At 56.3% G+C, this 22,850-nt stretch carries 17 protein-coding genes; 10 read left to right on the plus strand and 7 right to left on the minus strand.

Features of this window, described 5'->3' with window-relative positions; genetic code table 11:
• Window positions 1-20: 20 nt before the first annotated feature.
• Window positions 21-980 (minus strand): hypothetical protein, encoded by a 960-nt coding sequence (locus G7Y41_RS02555; protein WP_165315784.1) that lies wholly within the window; start codon window positions 978-980, stop codon window positions 21-23.
• 168 nt (window positions 981-1,148) lie between these two features.
• Here G7Y41_RS02555 and G7Y41_RS02560 point away from each other — a divergent pair, with 168 nt between their 5' ends.
• From G7Y41_RS02560 to secA, 3 genes are all read left to right on the plus strand, one after another.
• Entirely contained in the window at window positions 1,149-1,997 is an 849-nt protein-coding gene (locus tag G7Y41_RS02560) for a ComF family protein (RefSeq protein ID WP_196819537.1), read from the plus strand.
• Window positions 1,998-2,178: 181 nt separating this feature from the next.
• Entirely contained in the window at window positions 2,179-2,838 is a 660-nt protein-coding gene (gene hpf / locus G7Y41_RS02565; RefSeq protein WP_165218694.1) for a ribosome hibernation-promoting factor, HPF/YfiA family, read from the plus strand.
• 219 nt (window positions 2,839-3,057) lie between these two features.
• On the plus strand, window positions 3,058-5,913 hold the full coding sequence (gene secA / locus G7Y41_RS02570) for a preprotein translocase subunit SecA (RefSeq protein ID WP_165218692.1): 2,856 nt from the start codon (window positions 3,058-3,060) through the stop codon (window positions 5,911-5,913).
• A 130-nt stretch (window positions 5,914-6,043) separates the two neighbouring features.
• On the opposite strand, the gene G7Y41_RS02575 is transcribed toward secA, so the two are convergent.
• On the minus strand, window positions 6,044-7,027 hold the full coding sequence (locus tag G7Y41_RS02575) for a polysaccharide deacetylase family protein (RefSeq protein WP_165218690.1): 984 nt from the start codon (window positions 7,025-7,027) through the stop codon (window positions 6,044-6,046).
• A 140-nt stretch (window positions 7,028-7,167) separates the two neighbouring features.
• Here G7Y41_RS02575 and G7Y41_RS02580 point away from each other — a divergent pair, with 140 nt between their 5' ends.
• Together G7Y41_RS02580 and G7Y41_RS02585 are read left to right on the plus strand one after the other, a co-directional pair.
• Window positions 7,168-8,169: an asparaginase gene (locus tag G7Y41_RS02580; RefSeq protein WP_165315785.1), complete on the plus strand. Its 1,002-nt coding sequence runs from the start codon at window positions 7,168-7,170 to the stop codon at window positions 8,167-8,169.
• A gap of 157 nt (window positions 8,170-8,326) precedes the next feature.
• A complete protein-coding gene (locus G7Y41_RS02585) occupies window positions 8,327-9,769 on the plus strand; it encodes a purine-cytosine permease family protein (RefSeq protein ID WP_165315786.1) in 1,443 nt (480 codons plus the stop codon).
• A 301-nt stretch (window positions 9,770-10,070) separates the two neighbouring features.
• On the opposite strand, the gene G7Y41_RS02590 is transcribed toward G7Y41_RS02585, so the two are convergent.
• Window positions 10,071-11,030 carry a sugar-binding transcriptional regulator gene (locus tag G7Y41_RS02590; RefSeq protein WP_165315787.1) on the minus strand — a complete coding sequence of 320 codons (960 nt, stop codon included), beginning with the start codon at window positions 11,028-11,030 and terminating at the stop codon, window positions 10,071-10,073.
• Between the two features lie 128 nt (window positions 11,031-11,158).
• Between G7Y41_RS02590 and G7Y41_RS02595 the strand changes: the two genes are divergently transcribed.
• The 5 genes from G7Y41_RS02595 to xylB are packed head-to-tail and all read left to right on the plus strand — an operon-like array spanning window position 11,159 to window position 16,962.
• Window positions 11,159-12,178, plus strand: coding sequence for an ABC transporter permease (locus G7Y41_RS02595; RefSeq protein ID WP_165315788.1), 1,020 nt, complete (start codon window positions 11,159-11,161; stop codon window positions 12,176-12,178).
• A 53-nt stretch (window positions 12,179-12,231) separates the two neighbouring features.
• Entirely contained in the window at window positions 12,232-13,251 is a 1,020-nt protein-coding gene (locus G7Y41_RS02600; protein ID WP_165315789.1) for a substrate-binding domain-containing protein, read from the plus strand.
• 28 nt (window positions 13,252-13,279) lie between these two features.
• The gene (locus tag G7Y41_RS02605; protein ID WP_165218678.1) at window positions 13,280-14,812 is read left to right on the plus strand and encodes a sugar ABC transporter ATP-binding protein; all 1,533 of its coding nucleotides are present in this window, start codon (window positions 13,280-13,282) and stop codon (window positions 14,810-14,812) included.
• A gap of 17 nt (window positions 14,813-14,829) precedes the next feature.
• Window positions 14,830-15,456 carry a KpsF/GutQ family sugar-phosphate isomerase gene (locus tag G7Y41_RS02610; RefSeq protein WP_165315790.1) on the plus strand — a complete coding sequence of 209 codons (627 nt, stop codon included), beginning with the start codon at window positions 14,830-14,832 and terminating at the stop codon, window positions 15,454-15,456.
• Window positions 15,457-16,962, plus strand: coding sequence for a xylulokinase (gene xylB / locus G7Y41_RS02615; protein WP_231367351.1), 1,506 nt, complete (start codon window positions 15,457-15,459; stop codon window positions 16,960-16,962).
• A 116-nt stretch (window positions 16,963-17,078) separates the two neighbouring features.
• Here the strand turns inward: xylB and G7Y41_RS02620 are convergent, their stop codons facing one another.
• From G7Y41_RS02620 to G7Y41_RS02635, 4 genes are all read right to left on the minus strand, one after another.
• Window positions 17,079-18,338 carry an AGE family epimerase/isomerase gene (locus G7Y41_RS02620; protein WP_165315792.1) on the minus strand — a complete coding sequence of 420 codons (1,260 nt, stop codon included), beginning with the start codon at window positions 18,336-18,338 and terminating at the stop codon, window positions 17,079-17,081.
• 179 nt (window positions 18,339-18,517) lie between these two features.
• Window positions 18,518-20,152, minus strand: a complete 1,635-nt coding sequence (locus G7Y41_RS02625) for a class I adenylate-forming enzyme family protein (protein ID WP_165315793.1) — start codon at window positions 20,150-20,152, stop codon at window positions 18,518-18,520.
• On the minus strand, window positions 20,146-21,360 hold the full coding sequence (locus G7Y41_RS02630) for a glycerate kinase (RefSeq protein ID WP_165315794.1): 1,215 nt from the start codon (window positions 21,358-21,360) through the stop codon (window positions 20,146-20,148). Before G7Y41_RS02630 ends, G7Y41_RS02625 begins: the two co-directional genes overlap by 7 nt.
• 118 nt (window positions 21,361-21,478) lie before the next feature.
• Window positions 21,479-22,828 (minus strand): MFS transporter, encoded by a 1,350-nt coding sequence (locus G7Y41_RS02635; RefSeq protein ID WP_165315795.1) that lies wholly within the window; start codon window positions 22,826-22,828, stop codon window positions 21,479-21,481.
• Window positions 22,829-22,850: the final 22 nt, after the last annotated feature.

Genomic DNA, 22,850 nt, shown 5'->3' on the forward strand with positions numbered 1-22,850 from the left:
TCCTGAGATGACCCGTTGTGTCAGGGGTGAGTTTTTGGCGCCGAGGACGTGACACGTGTGTACGGATGCGTCACGGTGATCGCTTGACTTCTTTCGACTGTCGTCACGAGGTTGGGAATCACCCGGTGCTCACCGGTAAAGGGATTGGTGATCTCTCCAGACCATGTTGTTGTCAGCGTGACGTGCCGCTGCTTGGCAGGAAGCGAAAACGAATGGCTGATCGTCTGATCTGGCCACGGTGCTCCGGGAACAGGGGAGGTCACCGGGGGAGATTTATCGCCGAAATCGAAGGAAAACTGTGTGGCCGTCAGGGAAATTTCTACGGTTTCATTAAAGACACGGGTTGACAGAATCTGCGTGGGTGACGAGGCGTGGGCAAGTGTGGGGATCCCAGTGAACGCGATGCGTTCAGGTTGCACTACTAAGCCTGATCCGCGGGCGCGAACGGTGGTCATGAATTGCTCGATAATCTCATCCGTTGTTGGTTGTCCACCGAGGTCGCTCCTCTGAGGAGCTGGCTGCCCCAGGGGATCTCGAGAAATCGGGCACACGACCACCGACACTCGATGATTGGTACGGGACCGTCTCTTATAACACCGAGGCTTGTTCTCGGCCCCGGATGCTCCGGAATTCTGCGCTGGGGATAACTGCCCCGCAGATGGGGGCGAGTATGGCGGAGGAGATGAGGCGTTGGGCGTGACCCCCGACGATGACGAATCGGCCGGTGGAGCAGTGACGTTCCGTGAACGGCTTGACCATAGGGTCACCGTATCTTCGTTGCCATCAACATCGATACGAGGTGGGGATGACTGCGACGTGACGGATGCTGGAGTAGTAGACAGCGAGGAGTCAATGGATGCCTGAGCCGGCGGTATCCCGCGAGGAGATGCGCCGCCGAAGAAGAAGAGAACGAGGACGCTTGCGAGCAGGAATGTGAGGCGGTGACGAAGAAGAAAACCGTGGGGATTGCGAAACATCATGACCTCCGTGCATGAGTGTGCGGACGAATGTTGTCGACGATAGGTCGACGGTCAAACCTGGGGAATAGGGAGATCAGTTCCTGTGGATAACGCTTGTCCTCGAAAAGTTATCCACAGCGGTGACTCATGGTTGCGACACGTAACGCGAGAATGGCAACGATTGTTTCCATGACTGATATGTTCTGTGCACCAACTCCCGGATCTTTTAACGGATGGCGGCGCAATCCGGTGATGATTCGCAGGAAGATACGCCATTTTCTTGATCTTCTGCTTCCCGTGCAATGCCACGGATGCGGTATGTGGGATCAGGTGCTGTGTCCCCGATGCGCCGCGGTGTGGAAGCCAGAAAAGGCAACGTGGTCAACTATTGAAACCGAGATGGATATGCCCGATATCCCCGTTGCCAGCGTCGGCGCCTATGACTCGGTTCTTCGGCGAATGATTGTTGCGGCGAAAAACTCTCAGTATGTCGAGATGACGGCGATCTTCATGAATGCCGGTCAGCTCCTCGCACGCTGCGTCTGTGACGCGGGGTGGGACCCTCTGTGTTCACGGGTTTACGGTCGGGGAAACGCGGTAGAAGCATGGGTGGTGCCGGCACCGTCGTCGTGGAAACGCAGGCTGACGGGGTGGTCGATTACTTCGCCCTTCGCCCAGGGTTTTGCTCGGGGGCTCGTGCGATATGGGGGATATTCACGAGTTCGGGTGGTCGATTGCGTCAGACTCACAGTGGGGGCGTGCTCCCAATCGGGGAAAGTTGGGGAGCAACGACGGCGTGGTCGGCGCGGTGCGATGGTGTCGAAACTTCAGGTGCCCGATGGAGTTGACGTTTTTGTTGCCGACGATGTGGTGACAACAGGAGCGACGGTTCGGGAAATTGTCCGTGTTCTTGGGCGTTGTCACGGTGTTGTGAGTATGGCTCGGGCGTTGTCTCCCGGTACGACGGCTTCTGGACTGCCCGCCCCTGACCACTTCGTGACGAATGCTGTCCCTGATGGCAACGCGATGATCGCATAATATGACGCGCGTCACGTCATGGGGTAGTATGTGTGTCACACGCAAGGAGAGACGACATCGGAAAAGTCGTGAATCCTTGTCCGACTGGAGGTGATAGTTCAGCTCACAGCTTGGGTCATGAAGCACTCAAGCAATCAACCAGCGGGCGAGGAGCCCGCCGAATTCCCTTGGAGGACTAATCATGGATATCACTGTCGTCGCGCGTAATGCGGAAATCCACCCGAATTTCCGTGCGTATGCGGAAGAAAAGGTCGCGAAAGTTACCCAGTTCTATCCGCGCGCTCAGAGAATCGATGTTGAACTCACACACGAGCGCAACCCGCGCCAGGCTGACACCGCAGAGAGAATCGAACTCACTGTCTATGGCAAGGGCCCAATCATTCGCGCCGAAGCAGAGTCCGCAGATCGATACGCTGCCGTAGACATTGCCGCCGGAAAACTTTTTGAGCGGCTCCGCCGGATGCGTGACCGTGCGAAGGACCATCGTCGGCGTTACCCGCGTGACTTTGAGCCGACGGACCCGGAGATTCTTGAAAACCTACAACCGGAAGAAGAAAGCGTCGAGACCCCAGAGCCGCGGTCCCTGCGTTCCGCTGAGGATCTCAAGGTCGGAGAGGCTCGCGAAGAACAGCTCGGTGACTCACCGATTATCGTTCGACAGAAAGTCCATGAAGCGCAGCCGATGTCGGTTGATGAGGCCCTTGACCAAATGGAAATGGTCGGACACCCATTCTTCCTCTTCATCGATGCCGAAACCCATCAGCCCTGCGTTGTCTACCACCGACACGGGTGGACTTACGGCGTGTTGCGTCTGAACACGACTGTTGAGGTTGATGCCTGAGTGTCGTTACCCGTGATGCTCATGATGTGAGCACGTGGATTGTCCCCGGAAACCGGTGAAGTTTCCGGGGACAATCTGTGACAATGACGCTCAATATACGAGGAAACTGTTCACTCATAGCGACTTTGGTCGATGAATGCTCCCAATAGTTCGTACACTTGACCCCGTGCGTTTGTGCGCACTCGGGGAGAGTCCCCGGCAAGGACGTCAGGAGCCGTGGTGTCACTCATCGACAAAATTCTCCGTGCGGGTGAAGGCCGCACGCTCAAGAAGCTTGATCGCATGGCCTCTCAGGTGGATGCACTTCAAGAAGACTTCGAGGCCCTCACAGACGAGGAACTCCAAGCCAAGACCGGAGAATTTAAGCAGCGGCTCGAAGAGGGAGAAACCCTCGACGACATTCTTGTTGAAGCATTTGCCACGGTGAGAGAAGCCGCGTGGCGAACGCTTCGCCAACGGCCTTTCCATGTCCAGGTCATGGGCGGTATTGCCCTGCATCAGGGCAACATCGCTGAGATGAAGACCGGTGAAGGAAAGACCCTCGTTGCCACAATGCCTGCCTACCTGCGGTCGCTGACCGGTAAGGGAGTCCATGTCGTTACGGTCAACGACTACCTGGCGAAGTACCAGTCGGATCTCATGGCACGCGTGTACAACTTCCTTGGCGTGTCCTGTGGCTGCGTCCTCGTTGGGCAGAACCCGGTTGAGCGTCGAAAGCAGTATGCCGCGGACATCACCTATGGGACGAACAACGAATTCGGCTTCGACTATCTGCGTGACAACATGGCACAGCGGGTCGAAGACATGGTCCAGCGCGAACATAATTACGTCATTGTTGACGAGGTCGACTCGATCCTCATTGATGAGGCCCGTACCCCTCTGATTATTTCCGGTCCGGCCTCCGGGGACACGAATCGCTGGTATGTCGAGTTTGCGCGCATCGCACGCCTGCTCAAGCGCGATGAGGATTACGAGGTTGATGAGAAGAAGCGGACCGTTGGAATCCTTGAATCCGGAATCGATGCGGTCGAGGACCAGCTTGGTGTTGACAACCTGTACGAGGCAGCGAACACTCCTCTCATCGGTTTCCTGAATAACTCAATCAAAGCTAAAGAGCTGTTCCACCGCGACAAGGACTACATTGTCGACAACGGGGAAGTGTTGATCGTTGACGAGCATACCGGTCGTGTCCTACCGGGACGTCGGTACAACGAGGGGATGCACCAGGCGATCGAAGCCAAAGAAGGCGTTGAAATTCAGGCGGAAAACCAGACGCTTGCAACCATCACATTGCAGAACTATTTCCGTCTTTACCCCGAGGGGTCACGAGCTGGAATGACCGGTACTGCGGAAACCGAGGCCGCAGAGTTCGCGTCGACGTACAAGATCGGTGTCATTCCGATTCCGACGAATCGCGAAATGATTCGTGTTGATCAGCCCGACCTCGTCTATCCGACGGAGCAAGGAAAACTCAACGCCATCGTTGAGGATATTGCCGAGCGTCACGCCCAAGGGCAGCCGGTGCTCGTTGGCACGGCATCCGTGGAAAAGTCCGAGCTGCTGTCGCAGATGCTCAAGAAAGAACGGATCCCCCACCAGGTCCTCAACGCCAAGCAGCACGCTCGTGAGGCGGCGGTCGTCGCAATGGCTGGGCGTAAGGGTGCGGTTACCGTGGCCACAAATATGGCTGGTCGTGGTACTGACATCATGCTCGGAGGAAACTCGGAGTTCATTGCTCAGGCGAATCTGGCTGCTCAAGGGCTTGATCCGAAGGAAAACGCTGAAGAATACCGCGAAGCGTGGCCGAAAGCTCTCGCCGAGGCCGAGGCCGCAGTTGAAGCTGAACGTGAAGAGGTTCGCGAGCTTGGAGGACTGTATGTTCTTGGCTCCGAGCGTCACGAATCTCGTCGTATCGATAACCAGCTTCGCGGTCGATCTGGACGTCAGGGTGATCCCGGTGAATCACGGTTCTACCTGTCGATGGAAGATGACCTCATGCGTCTCTTCAACTCGTCGATGGCGCAGCGAATCATGGCTTCGGGTGCATACCCGGAGGATATGCCTTTAGAAAATAAGTTGGTGTCGAGGTCGATTGCCTCGGCCCAACGCCAGGTTGAGGCGCGAAACTTTGAGATCCGCAAGAACGTCCTCAAGTACGACGATGTGATGACCGGTCAGCGTGAGCTCATTTATGAGGAGCGCCGCAAGGTCCTTGAAGGCGCGGATCTGCGCGACCAGATGGACGCGTTTATGGCAAGCCTCGTCACGGGGATTGTTGACGAGAAAACTGCCGGCCTCGGGGTCAAAGAATGGGATCTTGATGTCCTGTGGGACACTCTCCGCGGCTACTATCCGCCGTCGGTTACCGCCGATGAGGTGGCACAGGCACATGGCGGCCACGATTCCCTCGTGCGCGATGACCTGGTGACCGAGCTTGTTGGTGACATTAAGTCTGCCTACGCGGATGCTGAGGACCGTCTCAATGAGAATCCCTTGGCAGCTGCGCAGCTGGGTGAGGAACCCATGCGGTCGCTTGAACGCCGCGTCATCATTGCAACCGTTGATCGCCTGTGGCGTGAACACCTCTACGAGATGGACTATCTCAAGGAAGGAATCGGTCTGCGTGCGATGGGCCAGCGCGATCCGCTCGTCGAATATAAGGACGAGGGTGCGCAGATGTTCCAGGCGATGACGGAGCGTATTCGTGAAGAGTCCGTTCAGACTGTCTTCTCTTTCGTCAAGCAATTTGATCGGGCTTTGGAGACCGCGGAGCAGCAGGCAGAAGCGTCCTCGGGGAACGAGGACGAGGCGGCAGCAGCCGAAGTTGAGGAAGCCGCGCGTGCAACTCAGGAAGCGCAGGAGCGTGCAGCTCAGCAGCGCGCCGCCGAGGAGAAACGGCGTCAGACGGTGGCACGTGCCCGTTCCGTCATGGGTGACCTGGGCCAGCAGCGCTCTGATCGGAGGCTGAGCTATTCATCCCCCGAAGGGGAATCTCGTGGTGGTTCAGGGACTTCGACGGGTGGAGGAAATAGGGCGCAGCGTCGCGCGGCGAAGAAGAAAGGTCGCGGTCGTTAAATCGACGAAGGTCGGCTGCAAGAGTAACTCTTTGGCGGCTGGGAATACCGTGTGGTGTTCCCAGCCGCCGTTGTGTTGTTGAGTGATCTGTGAGTTGGCCTCTCCTGGCTGACGTTATGGGGGACGGGTGTCAGCGGTTCAGCCGGTCGTCTGGCGAAGCGGGCGCCGGAACTTGCTCAATGAATTTGTGAGCAATCGCCGAGCGCGTCATGAACACGACGTCGTCTTTTGACTGTGCGTAGCGAATAAACTCTGCCAGTCCATGAATACGCGCCGGATTTCCGGTGATCCGCGGGTGGATGCCAATGGACATCATGCGTCCGCAATCGTCGCCGTCGTCGAGTAATTGATCCAGCGTTCGCGAAGCCACCTCAACGAAGTCTGAGGGTGCAGCGAATCCTGTGCCCATGATGTACCGGCAGTCGTTAACGACCAGTGAGTAGGGGACAACGAGGTGTGGTTTGCCGTTGACGAAAGTCCAGAACGGGAGGTCATCACCGTAATAGTCGGAGTCGTAGAGGAAGCGGCCGTCCTCGACCAGGAGTTCGCGGGTATTCACAGACATTTCACGGCAATACCAGCCTTCAGGTTGGCGACCCAACGTGCGTTGGAATGAGTCCATCGCCAGGTTGATCAGTTCTTTTTCTTCTTCACGCGAGTATTCGTAGTGGTCGATCCACCGGTAGCCGTGGCCAACGATCTCATCCCCGCGTTCGTTGATTTTTGCGGCGACAGAGGGGTTACGTTCGAGGGCGACGGCTGCGCCGAACACGGTGACGGGGACGTTGTAGCGGTCAAAGGTGCGGAACATCCGCCAAATCCCGGCGCGTGTTCCGTATTCATACATCGACTCCTTGGCCAGGTCACGTTGGTCGTCAACCTCGAAGGGGAGTTCGTACATCCCGTCGTTGACGTTGTCACCCATCGCGAAGGTTTTCTCCGAGCCTTCTTCGTAGTTGATGACGATGTTGATCGCGACTTTCGCGTCGTTGTCCCATCGGATCCGCGGCGGTGTGGGCCCGTAGCCGATGAGTTCCCGATCTGGGCCTGCTACGCCCGGGACGTCGTCATTACGGAACCAGTGGTTTTTCTGAACCTGAGCTTGGTCTGGCATGGGGCGTGATCCTTTCGAGTGTGATCTAACTGTAATTTTCCCTATGATAACCGACACACATTGTAGAGTATAGGTACACTAATTAATTGAAAAATTGTTGATAGTTTGCCGTGTTTTGACAAAAATTTGATGGAGAATGGATGTCGCATACACACATCGTTGCAATTGGAGCCACGGGTGGAACCATTTCGATGGCTTCGCTCGACCGTGGAGGCCCCGCAACGCCATCGTTACAAGGGGAGGACCTCGCAGCCCCCTTGCACCAGTGGCTCCCCGACGTCACCGTCCGTTCAACCAGCCTCTTCTCTGTCGGCTCCCCCCAATTGCGGATCGCGGATGTCTTAGCCGTTGCGCGATTCGCCAGCAACGCAGTACGCGATGGCGCCCACGGAGTTGTCATCATTCAGGGCACCGACACTCTTGAAGAAACCGCCTACCTCCTCGACCTCATCTGGGACCGCCCCGAACCCTTGGTCGTCACCGGAGCCATGCGGGCCAGCGACGATGCCGGAGCCGAAGGCATGGGCAACCTCGTCGCTGCTGTGCGTGTTGCCCTGGATGAACGCACCCGAAATATGGGTGTCTTGGTTGTCCTCAATGACGAGGCTCACCTGGCGTCCCTGGTGCGTAAAGTCGATGCTAATGCGCTCAGTGCGTTTAAGTCCCTCAGTTGGGGGCCCGTTGCCCGCGTCGTCGAAGGCGACGTCACCGTGGTCTACCGGCCCGTCGTCCGTCATCCTGCACTGCCTTACCCTCAAGCCTCGCCGCCCAGAATCCCGATTGTGACCGCCGGACTAGACGACGACGGCGAACTCATGAGACTGGCGCTGCACGCGCGTCCTCGTGGCATTGTCATTTCAGCGATGGGTTCTGGGCATGTGCCGGTGCCCCTGGCTGACGCCGCCGAAGAAATGGTCAACGCTGGAATCCCCGTGGTGTTCGCATCACGCACCGGCGGTGGGACAACGACGCAGAACACGTACGGTTATCCCGGCTCCGAAGTTGACCTACTCAACCGTGGCCTCATTGGGGCGGGGTGGCTTGATGGCCGCAAGTCCCGACTTCTCCTGCACACCTTGGTGTCTGCGGGCGCGGACCGAGAGTCCATTGCCGCTGAGTTTTCTCGCCGAGGACGAGGCTGATCGTGTACCAGGCGGGGACGAGGCCGACGGCAGGCTGGATGGAGACAAGGATGATGGTTCGTCCCAGCTCGTCCTCGCCAATCCCTGAACTTACAAGCTTTCTTTTCGTGAGTCGCCCGACCGGGAGGCTCAATCCCAACGCACAGAGAGGACACGCATGTCCGCATCACCGCACAACACACACCCGCCACGGACTGCCAGCAGGCAGACCGATGTCGCGCAAACTCCTGACAACACCGAAGAATTCATGCTGGAACCCGTGCCCAGGGCAGCGCGTCGCAGCTGGTGGTCCATCTTCGCGATCTGGGTCGGTTTCGGGTACGTCCCCACCGGCCTCATCGTTGGTGGCCAGTTGGCTGGGCAAGGCGGAGCTCCGGGAATGAACTTCGGTATGGCCTTGCTCGCCGTCATCGTCGGCGAAGGAGTCTTGCTGGCCATGACCTTCGCACTGGGGTATGCAGCAATGAAGACGGGCCTTAACCTATCCCTCATTTCCAGGTATTCCTACGGGAAAGTCGGCATGGTGTTGCCGATGTTGATTATGGCGTTGCTGACGCTCGGGTGGTTTGCCTCGATCGTTGGCATGGTCGGTGAAATTTTCAATAGCGCCATCGGGAGTCCCACGGGGATCACCGTGGTCAACGGCCTGAGCCTTGAATACGTGATTTTGTGCCTGTTCTGGGGCGCGGTGTTCACGTGGTCGGCGTGGAAAGGAATTTCTGCGATTGAAAAAATCTCCTCTGCTGCTGCCCCGTTCGTGTTGATTATGGCGCTTGTTGCCGCGGTCATGATGGTGTCGCAATTTGGTGGTTTCGGAAAAGTTCTTGACGAGGCTGCAACACGTTCTGGCCTGTCCTTAGGCTCTGCGGTCACAGTGATCATCGGTGCGTGGATCGCAGGTGTCATCATGGGGGTGGACATTTTCCGCTATGCGAAGAGGTCTACTCACGTGTTGATCGGTGCGGGTGCGTGCTTCATTTTGACGAACCCGCTGTTGAATATCGTTGGATACACCGGGTCCATCGCAACGGGAGACTCGAACTTCATTTCCTGGATGGTTGACAATGGCGCGCTCTTGGCGGTCCTCGGTGTTGTGCTGTGGGTTTTGGCGCTGTGGACAACGAATATGTCGGAGCTGTACTGCAACGCCTTGTACGTAGGGCCGGCTGCGGACTCGCTGGGTGTGCGTGTGCGACGCGGACGCATCGTGATTGTTGTCGGCATCGTGGGGTCAGTGTTGGGGGCGTTGGGTTTCTACTCGCTGTTCTTCAATGACTTCATCACGGTTCTGGGGGCAGCTTTCGTGCCTCTCGCTGGCCCGATTTTGGCGGATTTCTATTGGGTGCGTCGCCGGGAATACACCAGCGCGGATCCGCATGCGCTGCCCTTAGTTCGGTGGCCGGCATTGATTTCCTTCATCATCGGCGCGTGCGCGGGTATTGCATTCCAGTACTGGATTCCGCTTCCGGGGAATTTCCCGGCCGGCCTGGGTGCATTGGCCTTAACCTTTGTGCTGCACGTCGTACTGTCGGCTGTGTTGCGTCATCGCCCTGAACAGCAGATTGTGGTCACTGAGGGATACGTCAGTCCAGCAGCATAACCACGGTCGCTGTGCGTATCTCACGCGATCCATGTTTACCGGCCTGCCCGCCACAGGGCAGGCCGGTAATGCAAAAAGAGGAGGTTAGGCTAACTCTCGGGAGGACAAGCAGTCGTACATGATGCACCGGGAAAAAGCGGATGCTCGGCATGTAGATACTTCACATGGCTTCCCTTTTTAGACAAAAGTCTGGGGTGCCTGTTTGTCAATTGACTTGTGCCTATCTGAAATGGTGAAGGTTGAAAGATGTGAAAGAAGGGGACCCTTGAGGCTGGGGGTGTGTGAGGGCGGTCATGGTGACTTATGGGGTATCGTGCAGCAGGGCGTAGCCAACCTCGTCAGTTGTCACAAGGCAATTGACGAGTCCTGACGCGCAAATTGCGCGGATCGCCGCTGTCTTTCCCAGTTGGCCAGCGACAGCGATGACGTGCGGGCAGTGTTTGAGCTCATCGAAGGTAATTGAGATTCTCCGGGCATTCAGTGTCGTATCAATCATCTGACCGGCCTGATCGAAGAACAGTCCGCCAATTTCCGCGACCGCACCTTTTTCATTCAGTTCCAGGATTTCGTCTTCGAAAATATAGGGTTCAAGCTGGTTAATTGATGGCGACCATGAGCCGACCGATAAGAAAGCAACATCAAGGTTCTGATAGACGCTCAAGGTTGCCGAAACTGATGGTTCATTTTTGAGTGAGTCAGCCGCCTCTGAGGAATTGGCAAGCAGTGGGGCAAAAACCGCTTTCGTTGTCAGGTGCTCATGTGATGAGAGTTTTGCAAGGATCTGCACCGGCGAAAGAGAGGGATCATTGCCAACAACCCCTGAGATTTGCACGAACTCCATCGGTGGAAGCTCAGGGAGATGTCGAACGATGGGAGCGACAGTTCGTCCCCACGAAATGCCGACACGGTAGCCTTCATCCATGATTTCGGTGAAATAGTCCGCCGCAGCCTTCCCAAGAAGATCCCGCTCGATAGTGATGTCTTGATTTGATGGCACGAGAATCGCGTGCTCAATGCCGAGGTGCTGCGCCAAATCGCGATGGATTGTCAGGTCTTCGTTGAACGGGTACTGGATAGTTATTTTGACGATCCCGGAGCGTTGAGCCTCGTCAAGAAGGCGCGCAACTTTGAACCGCGACATGCTGAGGCGCTCTGAGATCTCCACTTTGCTGAGGTTTTCGACGTAGTGGAGGCGTGAGACTTCGGCCATCTGTCGGATTGCAGCCCGATCGGGTGTTGCAGGTCGCGATGGTTGTTTCATAGCAGACATCATAATCTCTGAGTCATATCCGCTCAAATGAGCACTCTAGTAAGACTTGCGCTCTCAAATGAGAGGGGATAAGGTTGCATCCGTCACGCAGTCGACGTTGATGTAGCGAAGGAGCTCTTATGACGAAGCGCAGGAGAGTGCCCCAAGAACTCGGGGTTCTCATCGTTGTTTTGCTGGTCGCTCTCGTGATGGGTGCCATGTCCCCTGAATTCCGTACCGCGAGCAATCTCAGCGTTCTGTTGCTCAACGGATCTGTTGTGACATTCCTTGCCATAGGCCAAGCGTGTGTTCTCCTTACCGGAGGAATCGATCTCTCCGTTGGTTCAAACATTGCGTTGACCGGCATGATCGCCGCTCTGGTGATGCAAGCAGGCGCCCCGTGGTGGCTGGGAGCCCTGGCAGCAATCGTCACAGGTATCGCTGTTGGAGCGATCAACGGCCTCATCATCCACTACGGGAATATGCCGCCGTTCATCGTGACATTTGCAGCGTTCGGTATTTCAGCATCGATTCCGAAAATTTTGACTCAAGCAAAATCGGTGACTGTATCAGAACCGATGTTCGCTTTCTTCGGCCGCGGATCGATCTTTGGTATTCCGGTTCCCATCCTGATGGTGATCATTGCTGCGGTGATCGTCGCATTCCTGCTCAAGGGCACCGCCACTGGCGTTCATATCTACGCTCTGGGCGGCAATCGAGAGACTGCGCGTCTTGCAGGTATCTCCATCGCTAAGAACACAATCCTGGTCTACGTCATTTCAGGAATTTGTTCCGCGTTCGGCGGGATTATCACGACCTCGCGCCTCATGGTGGGATACCCGACAGCTGGTTCAGGTACGGAACAGTTCTATTCGATTGCCTCCGCAGTTGTTGGCGGGGTATCCCTCTTCGGTGGAGTCGGAACAATCCTTGGTGCAGTTATCGGGTCCCTGCTGATCGCCGAAGTATCGAACGGTATGAACGTGATTGGCGTTGATTCCTACTGGCAGCCATTGGTTATTGGCGTCATTATCCTCGCGGGCGTGCTTCTGGATACAAATAAGAGCGGCCTACGGAAGCTTGCATTCTGGCGAAAAAGCAGAGTCCCATCCACCCCGGGAACTACCGCAGACATCAGTAAAGATCAGCTCATTAGCTGAATGAATCTCCCTCAAATTTCGCAGAACCTCAACCACAAACAAGGAGCGAACACATGAAGCAGCAGAAGAAATGGGTGCTGGCAATAGCGACAGCAGGTGCACTCGCAATGGGCCTCACCGCCTGTAGTGGAGCCATCGACACGGGGACGGGGAAAGCATCGTCTGAGTCTGATGCTCAGTCTGTTGCACAGACGATCCCTGAATCATGCAAGAAAGAGGGGGCGCTGATTTCGGTTCTTCTACCGAATCAGACAAACCCCTACTACGTTGCGATGAAGGAAGGCTTTGAAACCGCTGCGAAAGACAACGGTTTTACGGCCGAAGTGCAGATTGCTGGCGATGATGACGCGCAGCAACTCGCTCAAGCACAAGCAGCCTTGCAGAAGAAGCCCTGTGCACTTGCACTCAACCCCGTGAAGTCAGAGCCCGCAGCAGCGATCGTCCGCGAAGCAAACGATGCGGGGGTACCGGTATTCACAGTGAACGTCATCGTTGATGAAAAAGCATTGACTGCGCAGAATGCCCGAATCGTTCAATACCTCGGTGCAGACAATAAAGCTGGCGGGGTTGAAACAGCCAAGAAGATCCTTGAGGACTTGGGTGCTGATAGCACCCTGAAGATCGGGTTTGTTACCGAACCTGACGAAGTGCCTGTGGTCCAGCGTGATGAAGGCTTCCGTGAGGAAATTGGGAAGAACAAGAATGCGGAGGTCGTTGCTGAAGTCGATGGAAACGTCAAGGCAACTGACTCTCTCAATGTGACAACGGACATGTTACAGGGCAACCCGGAGATGAACGTCATTTTCGCTTCCACAGGTCCTGCAGCTCAAGGGGCTATTGAAGCAGTTGCAGCATCGGGACGCGATGTCAAGGTGTATGGATTCTGTGCGGCTGAAATGATGCTGACTGATGCCTATCCGGCGTGTGTCGCACAGGAACCAGCAGACTACGGCAAGCGTGTCATCGAACAGATTGCTGCGTATGTCAAGGGCGAAAAGGTAGAACCCGAAATCTTGCGTCCGTTGAAGATGTTCGTCACCGGTCAAACCCCCGGTGAAGGAGAAGTCGGCTGATCGGATATCACTAGGGAAGGGCACGCCCATGACGAAGAATCAATTGGAAACTTTAGAGATTCGGAAGGACTACTCAGGTGTTCCTGTGCTCATGGGCGTGTCCCTCTCTCTTCAAGCTGGAGAGGTCGTCGGGCTCGTTGGACATAATGGAGCCGGAAAATCGACCCTCCTGAAAGTGCTATCTGGTGCGCATCGATACTCGTCAGGAGCACTTACCATCAACGGGGAGAGAGTGGAGTTTTCTTCCCCTGCCGAGGCGATTACCGCTGGCGTTTCGACTGTGTATCAAGAGCTGTCGCTCCTTGGAAACCTCACGGTTACGGAGAATGTCTGGCTGGGAAGGGAACTTCGTCTCCCAGGTGGAAAACTGGACCGTCAAAAGATGAAGCGTGGTGCCAGCAAAATCCTTGAAGATTTTGGTTTGAGTGACGTAGATCCCGATGAAAAGGTTGGGAATTACCCGGTCGCAACCCGCCAACTTCTTGAGATTGCCATCGCATCCAGTCGCAAAACACAGTTCTTGCTCCTTGATGAACCGACAACATCCCTTGAAGGCGAACAAGTTACTGAACTTTTGAGGTATATCAAGAATCTGGCAAAAGAACGCCAGATTGGCGTGCTCATTGTCAATCACAAGTTGGATGAGCTTTACGAGGTTGCTGACCGTATTGTCGCGTTGATGAACGGGCGAATCGTGATTGATACTCCAGTGGAAACCGCTGATCGTCACGACATCGTTGCCGCAATTGCGGGTGAAGAACACGCTGAGCTAGAAGAGAGCTCGCACCCCCGATCCTCGATCCATCGTGAGGTTCAGGTGGCATTGGAGGTCAATGACCTTCATAACTCCACATTATGTGGGGTAACCTTTAAGGCTCATCAGGCGGAGATTCTTGGAATCTATGGGCTTGGTGGAAGCGGGCGCTCCGAGACATTGCGAGCCATTGCTGGTATTGAGCCAGCGAAGAGTGGATACATTGAATTAGACGGGCGTAAATTTCTCCCGAGAACACCGTCCGAAGCAATGCGCCACGGAATCGCATTCTTGACCGAGGAGCGCAAGAGCGACGGAATTGTTCCTCAGATGAGTTCTGTGCTCAATGCAGCTCTCCCTGTCGTCGGCACATTCATGAAGGGTGGGGTGCTGCGCAGTCGGAAGATGAAGGAACAAACCTCTCAACTCTTAGAGTCGTTGCACCTCAGAGGTGATGCTTCAGAGCCCATTACGTCGTTATCGGGTGGAAACCAGCAAAAGGTACTTTTGGCGAAAGCTCTCATTCAGAAGCCCACAGTGTTGTTGCTTGATGAGCCGAGTAAGGGTGTGGATATCGGAGCGAAAGCCGAAATTCACCAGTTCCTTAAGCGGCTTGCGCACGATGAGGGGTACGCGATTGTCATGGTTTCTTCCGAAGAGGAAGAAATACTGGATCTCTCGGATCGCGTGGTGGTCTTCTCTGAAGGAAGCGTCATTGACGGACCTCTCCCGGTTGAAGATTTAACTGTTTCAGATTTACGCCGACTTGCCTGGGGTGAACTCCGTTCACCGACCGCGCAGAAATAGAAGTCATAGTGACAAGGATGAAATTGCAGACAATGGAAGATAACAAAATTCTACAGATTGCACGTGATGGAGCCAGGCTCGAGGCTCGTGCGGTTGCTTGTGTAGAAAACCAGATCGATGACAGTGTGATCAACGTGGCCCGACTGATCGACCAGGCCCGGGGCAAAGTCATCGTCGTCGGGTCAGGGACATCGGGCACTATTGCACGCCGACTCGCACACCTATTGTCTGTCTCAGGCACGCCGGGTGTATTTGTACATCCAATGGATGCGCTGCATGGAACGATGGGGGCAATTGAGGGAGATGATGTCCTGATTGCCTTGTCTAAAGGTGGTGAGTCTGATGAAATCAATTCCCTGTGTTCACTTCTGTCTGAGCAAGGAACCACAATCATTGGAATCGGTGAACAATCAGAATCGACATTAGCGCGCCTATCCGATGTATTCGTGTGCCTTCACACGGCTGATGGTGCAGATCCGGAGAATGTCCTCGCGATGGGGTCAACGTTGGTCACTGCAATTTGGGGGGACGCACTTGCTCGGGTTCTCATGGCGATGCATGGGTGGACGGTCGACGAGAGCATTAGGATCCACCCGGCAGGTGCAGTTGGGAAAAACGCTATCTGTTCGCAGCATGAAGGGTGAATGGTCGTGCGCTCGGTACTTGGAATTGATCTGTCCACCCAGTCGTGCACCCTTGAAGTACGGTCAGTAGACGACTTTTCAGTCGTTGCGCGCAGTCGCATTCCACTTGCCTCAACGCACCCTCCAGTGTCTGAGCACAATGCTGAAGACTGGTGGAGGGCACTCGCTCAGGGGGTCCGCCAACTTGCTGAGAGTACCGATTTATCTGCAATCGTTGCCCTTTCGGTGTCGGGCCAGTGTCATGGTCTGGTCCCCCTTGATGTGAACGGTTTCCCGATTCGCCCAGTCAAACTGTGGAACGACACATCGACCACGCCGTATCTTGAGCGATTGTTTGACAGAGTTTCGAGAAAAGAATGGGCTGAACGCGTTGGTTCAGTACCGACAGCCGCGTTCACCGTGTCAAAGCTTGCGTGGTTTATCGCCGAGGAACCCGATAATTTCGCGAAGACAGTACAGATTGTTCTTCCTCACGACTACATTACGTATCGCCTCACGGGCCGCTACTGTACGGATCGCTCCGAAGCTTCTGGTACTGGGTATTTCGATTCAGTGAGTAACTCCTATGACTATGAGCTGCTCGCTCAGTGCTTTGGCGATTTGCGGTCGTGGACAGATCTATTCCCCGAGGTTTTAGGACCGTCGGAGATCGCCGGCTACGTTACCGACGAAGCCGCTGAGATTCTCGGGATTACTTCCGGGATCCCGGTGGCTGTGGGTGGTGGAGACCAACACGTTGCCGCGCTGGGACTGGGAATGACTGAGGGCGATGTTGTTTTTAGTCTGGGAACGTCCGGTGTTGTCATCACGATGTCGGATCGTCCCGTCAGCGATCCATCCGGTCAAGTCAATGGTGTCGCAAACGTCACGGGTGGCTGGCTTCCGCTGGTGTGTACGTTGAATGCAACGAAGGTGTCGGACTGGGCTGCTCGTCTGCTCAACGTGTCAGTGCAGGAACTGGATCAGCTAGCCCTCGATGCGAACACCGGCGAGATCGGACCAGTCTTTGCAACATACCTGGATGGTGAGAGAAGCCCATCATTGCCATTGTCTGTTGGTGTTCTCGCTGGCCTGAAAGGGGAGTCCACCCGTGAAGACGTCGCGCTATCAGTGTTCCGCGGTGTTCTGGCGGGACTTTTACGGGGACTCGATTCGATTGAAGCTCATGGAGTGGATATTGGCGGTCGTGTAATGGCGATCGGTGGAGGTGCGCGTTCTGCGGCGTACATTCAGTTCCTTGCTGACTTGCTTAACCGGCCCGTCAGTGTCATTAATGAACCTGAAGCCACAGCTCGGGGGGCGTGTATTCAAGCTCTGGCGGTCTATCGACACCAGGATGTATCCACGATTGCCATTCAGTTCCCGCCGACCATTTCTCGCACGATTCAACCGCGATCAGGTGAATTGCGCTGGGAGGAATTGAAGTCGGTGTACCTCCCCGTCGCAGCCTTCGCTGGAACTCAGAATCGCGACTCATTCACCCAACCGGACAGGCTTCGTCGTTAGCGCATATCCGATGTCTATCCGTGTCGAAAGCCAGGACACTCGTTATAGACGCCCTCGTCAGTGAGGATCTGACTCGATGAGAGAGAATGAGAGTCCCGCAGAAACAGGTCTGAATTTTACGCCTGGGTATCGTGGGCAACTGTGCGAGCCCAGGCTGCCAGACCAAGGTGTGCCGGCAGGAACGCGTACATTGTTGCTTGGAAAGCGTGGTAAAGGTCAGGTTTGCCTTCCCAGGTGAAGGACACCGGCTCATTGTCTTCATTGAGCTCCGGGAACCATGAACCACCGTTGAAATCCATGATGTGATCTGCGGTGTACTGCCAGATTGTCCGATACGCCTGCGCGTACGCGGGATCGAGTGTTTCCTGGTACAGGAAGTGCGCTGCTCCCAGAGCCTCTGGGGGCTCCCAGAAGAAACGTTCCCGCACGATCGGGGTTCCATCCCAGTCTGTGGTGTACACAAAACCGCCGGTCGGTTGCCAGCCGTCAGTCATGGCTCCCGCAAACAGGTGCTGTGCCGCTGGAAGAACCCAGTCTTCATCCACACCCAGCCCACGCATTTGCATCAGCAGCTTCGCCCATTCCAACCAGTGTCCCGGTTGCGACCCGTACGGGCGGAACGGATGGCGTGGATCGTCGCGGTTGAATTCGGGAAGGTCAGACCAATCTTCGGCAAAGTGCTCGCACAAGCGCCACGCGCCGACATGGTCCTTGGCGGCGCGCCCAGCGATGAATCGTCCGATCCGAACAGCGCGCTCGAGGAGTTCATTGCGACCGGTGGCCTCGTACGCAGCAAGGAATGCTTCCGTTAAGTGCATGTTGGCGTTCTGACCCCGGTAGGTGTCCAGCTGGGTAAACGTCCGGTCGTAGGCTTCAACGCAACGCCCCACGGATTCGTCCCAGTAGTGTTCATCAATAACCCCAAGAGCAGCGTTGACCAGTTCCTCGCCGCGTTGAAGACCTGCGAGCATTGCGGATGAACCGGCGAGAAGCACGTGCGCTTGACCGTAGAGTTCCTTCAAGTCTGATGGAGAGTCTCCGCCAACAGTGGCGAACCAGCCACCGTATTCGTGGTCGCGGCCGTCTCCGTCAAGGAAATATGTCAATCCGTGTTCGGCGATTTCGCGGGCACCGGGGCGTCCGAGCATGTGAGCGATAGAGAAGCAGTGGAGCATCCGGGCGTTATTCCACAGCTGCCGCCCTTGGTGGGGTAGGGGGTTACCGGTGGCATCGAGGTAGTTGTATCCGCCGTCAGGGTGGCACACGTGTGGCTGGTAGAAGTCAAGCAAGCGGGTGCGTTCATTGTTGAGCCATTCGAGGTGTGCAGCGTCCCCGTCCAGCAGGTTCGCTCCGGGGGTGCCAATCAGTGTGCTCATCGTGGTCCTTTCGTGACAACGCACCCACGCGTCGTATTCACACGGGGTCAACATCGACCCGGTTTTCACGTGGTCTCACCATCAATTTTACGCTCCGCTATCCCTGCCGACAACGTTGTCAGCAGAATCCGGAGCCACAGACACCCCAATGAGCAGCGCAGACGCGGCTCACAGCGACGTTAGACCCGGTGGGCAAACAGAGCACGGATCGTGTTCTTATCGATCTTCCCGCCCGCAGTCACCGGCAGAGCGTCGACAACCATGAAACTCACGGGCACCCGATACCTCGCCAGGCGCCCATTGAGTTGAGTCCGAACTAATTCGGCATCGAAATGAGCTCCCGGCCTCACCACCACCGCAGCTGCGGGAACTTCACCATACAGATCGTCAGGCACTCCAACCAGGGCAGCATCGTCAATTTCGTCGAGGCGCCGCAGTTCCTCCTCCACGTCGATGCAGCAGATCTTTTCGCCGCCGCGGTTGATGACGTCTTTCTTCCGGTCGTGTACGTACACGTAACCGTCGGGCGTGGCGAGGCCGATGTCGCCTGTGGCAAACCATCCGTCAGTGCGGAAAGCTCCAGCAGCCGTACCGCGACCAGCCTCGTCCTCGTCAATGACGATCCCGTCGTAACCCCGTGCAATGTTTGCACCCCGCAGGTAAATTTCCCCTTCCGCGTTGAACCCGAGGTCATGCCCGTCAGCGTCACAGATCTTGACATCTAACCCGGGAATAGGAATACCGGAACTGCCTAGATGCGCAGATGTTGCCGCATCGCAGGGAAACACGAACGCGGGTGAGCATGATTCGGAGAGTCCGTAGATCGTGCGGAACTGCATATGCGGCATCCACTCGTGCATGTCACGGATCCGGTGTACCGGCATGTGCGCGGCTCCGCAGCCGATAGTGTGGACACTGGGCAACTGGGGGAAACGTTCACGCTGATCCAGCATGAGTGCGAACACCGTGGGAGAAGCATGAATGAACGTGATGTTTCGAGCAAAGATTTCGCGGACGAACGGCATTCCGTCCATGCGTTTCTGAATGTGGATCGAGCCGCCGAGGTGGATGAACAACGCCAAGATCGCGATCATGCCGGTGACGTGGTAGATCGGCACGGCAATGATGGTGGAGTCTTCAGCGGTCAGTTCCAGGACACGCTGATAAGCGAGGACCGCGTGGGTGGCATTCGCGTTTGTCAGCAACACGCCTTTGCTTTGCGAGGTCGTCCCAGATGTGAACAGCAGAATCGCATCGGCGTCAGCACGCGGCACAGGAAGATGAGGAAGAGCCGCGTCGTCCTCGTCAATGGGGGAGAGGGGGAGCCCGAACGCGCAGGACGTGGATGATGACACCACGGTTGCATAGTCGGGGAACCACGCAGCCTGCTGGGGTTGGCACACGATGAGGCGCACCTGGGCCCGCTGCACGAGCGCAGTGATTTCAGCGCGCCGGAACTTCCCAGGCAGAGGCACGATGATGGCACCCAAGCGATTGAGGGCGTAGAATGCGGTGACAAAATCAATGCCGTTGTCGAGGAGAACCCCGACGCGGTCCCCGTGACCGATGCCCACAGTGGTGTGGAGGTAGCGGGCGAATCCGGTGACCATGCGTCGGACGTCGGCGAACGTGAACGTGTGCCCGTCTTCGGTGTAGATCGCCACTTTGTTTGGGAGACGTTGAGCTGTTGCGCTCAGCATCGCGTCCAGCGACTCGGGTGCGCCCTCGAATGTGCGGACGTCACGGCCGTTGATGGTGCGTTCGTTCAGGCCCTTGATGACACTGGCAGGCCACAGGGTGTCTCCGCTCAGCATGATCGTCCGCCCTTCAGCGTGACGTCCCCCGTGGGTTTTTCCGCTGAGTCCACCGCGCCGCTGCCCGCGACATTCGATGCGGCGTTAAGAATCTGGCACATCATCGCCACAGATTCATAGAGGGATTCGCGCGCGGTTGCCAGGGCTGTGGGTAGGTCACAGACTTCGCGCACCGTTGGGACGATCGCGGTGAAGCCGTTGTCGCAGAGGTCGTCAAGGTCGTGGGCAACGTTCCCCGCGAAAGCGATCGTGGGAATACCGTGGGCTCTGGCTCGCTGCATCACTCCCCACGGGGTTTTCCCGAACCTCGTCTGAGAGTCAATGGAGCCTTCCCCGGTGAGTACCAGGTCAGCGTCAGATAGATGCGCGTCGAGGTTGACGGCATCCAAGACGGTATCGACTCCGGGTGAGGCGGTAGCTCCCAGGCATCCCATGAACGCGGCGCCGAGGCCCCCGGCAGCTCCGGCTCCGGGGAGGGTGGTCACGGGGGCAATGTCATTCGCATCGAGGAGACTTCCCCACTGAGTGAGTGCCTCGTCAAAGGCATCAATGTCCTTAGGCTGAACTCCTTTTTGTGGGCCAAACACCGCGGTGGCACCAGTTGGGCCGGTGAGAGGATTCGTGACGTCGCACGCCAAAGTGATGGTGACATCCGCCCACGCGGGGTCGATGTGGCTGGTGTCGATCCGGGTGGCGTGTGTCAGGTCGAGGGGTGCATATGGGTCAATAGGCGTGTTGTCTCCGGTGTAAGCACGCACCCCGAGGGCGTGGCACATCCCCCACCCGCCATCGTTGGTGGCACTTCCGCCCAATCCAATAATGAGGTGACGAGGCTGACGCGTGAGGATCTGGGTGAGCATCAGTCCAACTCCAGCAGTTCCGGATTGGCGAGGACGACGCTCATTCGGAGCGATATGTTCGATTCCTACGGCTTGGGCAACTTCGAGGACGGCGAGGCGTTGGTCAGGAATCCACCCGTAGGTCGCAGTTCGTGGGCGGCCCAACGCATCCACGGTGTCGACGTATTCACGGGTACCGCCGAGAGCGTCAATCAGGGAGTCTGTTGTTCCTTCTCCACCGTCAGCGACGGGGACTTCCACGCAATCGGCGTGCGGCCAGACGCTGCGGACAGCCTGAGACATGGTGTGAGCGACCGTTGCGGCACTCATTGTTTCCTTAAACGAATCTGGCGCAATAACAATTTTCATGATCCCCTCATTTCTGTGCGATACATGGGGTGGCCGGGCGATACTCGCAGCACCCAGTCACCCCATGTATCACTTATCTGGCAGTAACCACCAACAAGTTCACCTCCAAGAGATGTCCTCAGCTGCGCTCAGCAACTGCGGGTGATTCATTGTTGCGGTACTTCAACAACCACACGAGGAGAGAACCGATAATCACCGCTCCAATGATGAACCAGAGTCCAGAAAGTTTGTTCCCTGTTGAGGTTTCGAGCGCGCCCATCACCGTGGGTCCAAGGAATCCCCCAACCAGACCACACATGTTCATGAAGGCCACACCGCCTGCCTGAGCCGCGCCGGAGAAACGCTGCTGTGGGAAGGTGAACAGAATGGACTGGATGACGAACAACTGTGATGCTGCGATGAAGAATCCGCCTACAGCGATCCACATGTTCCCAGCAGTGGTTGCGGCAATAGTCAATCCGAGGGCGACGAGGAGGAATCCGGCAGATGCCATCATCTTCGATTTCTTCAATCCGACTGCGTACTTTGGTAAGAACCAAGACCCTAGAGCAGCTGCGATCCACGGAATTGCCGTGATGAGACCGACTTGGAGGCTACTCATTGTTGCATCGTACGAATGAATAATCGTCGGGAGGAAGTAGGACAGAGAATAGACGGCGATCTGGTGTGTAAAGTAGGCCAGGACCACGACCCAGAGGATCGGGTCACGCAGAACGGGGCCGAGAGCACGCAAATCGTTGTGCTTGGAACCTTCACCCTGATCTTCAGAATCCAGGATGCGCTGCAACAGAGAACGATCTTCATCGGTGAGCCACTTGGCATTTTGTGGCTTGTCAGGCAGATAATTCCACACAGCGAATGCCAGAAGAATAGCGGGCAAACCTTCAATGATGAACATCCACTGCCATCCCTCTAGGCCAGCAAAGCCATCCAACTGAAGCAGAAGACCACCTAACGGGGCACCGACGATGTTGGCAATCGACACCCCCAGCAAGAAGATCCCAATGGCGCGAGCGCGGTAACGTTGAGGGAACCAGTATGAAATGTACAGAATGATACCGGGGTAGAGGCCGGCTTCGGCGGCACCCAGCAGGATCCGCAGGACGTAGAAGGAAATGTCATTCCACACGATTGCCATCAGCATGGAAATCGCGCCCCAGGTGATCATGATTCGCGCGATCCAGAATCGTGCTCCGACTTTGTGAAGGATCAAGTTCGAAGGGATTTCAAGGACGGCGTAGAACAGAAAGAACAATCCAGCGCCCAGACCATACGATGCTGCTGATAGCCCCACTGAGGCTTCCAACGATTCTTTCGCCATTCCGATATTTGTACGATCGACGAAGCTGATGATGTAGACGATCACCAGAAGCGGCATCAGTTTGACGAAGTTCTTCTTCGTGAGGAGATCTAGTTGTGATTGTTCTGAATGAGATAGAGACAACGACGTTGTTGCCTGTGTACTCATGATTTTCTCCTTTTATACCTTT

The organism is Schaalia sp. ZJ405, assembly GCF_011038885.2.
In the GTDB taxonomy this organism is placed as follows: Bacteria; Actinomycetota; Actinomycetes; order Actinomycetales; family Actinomycetaceae; genus Pauljensenia.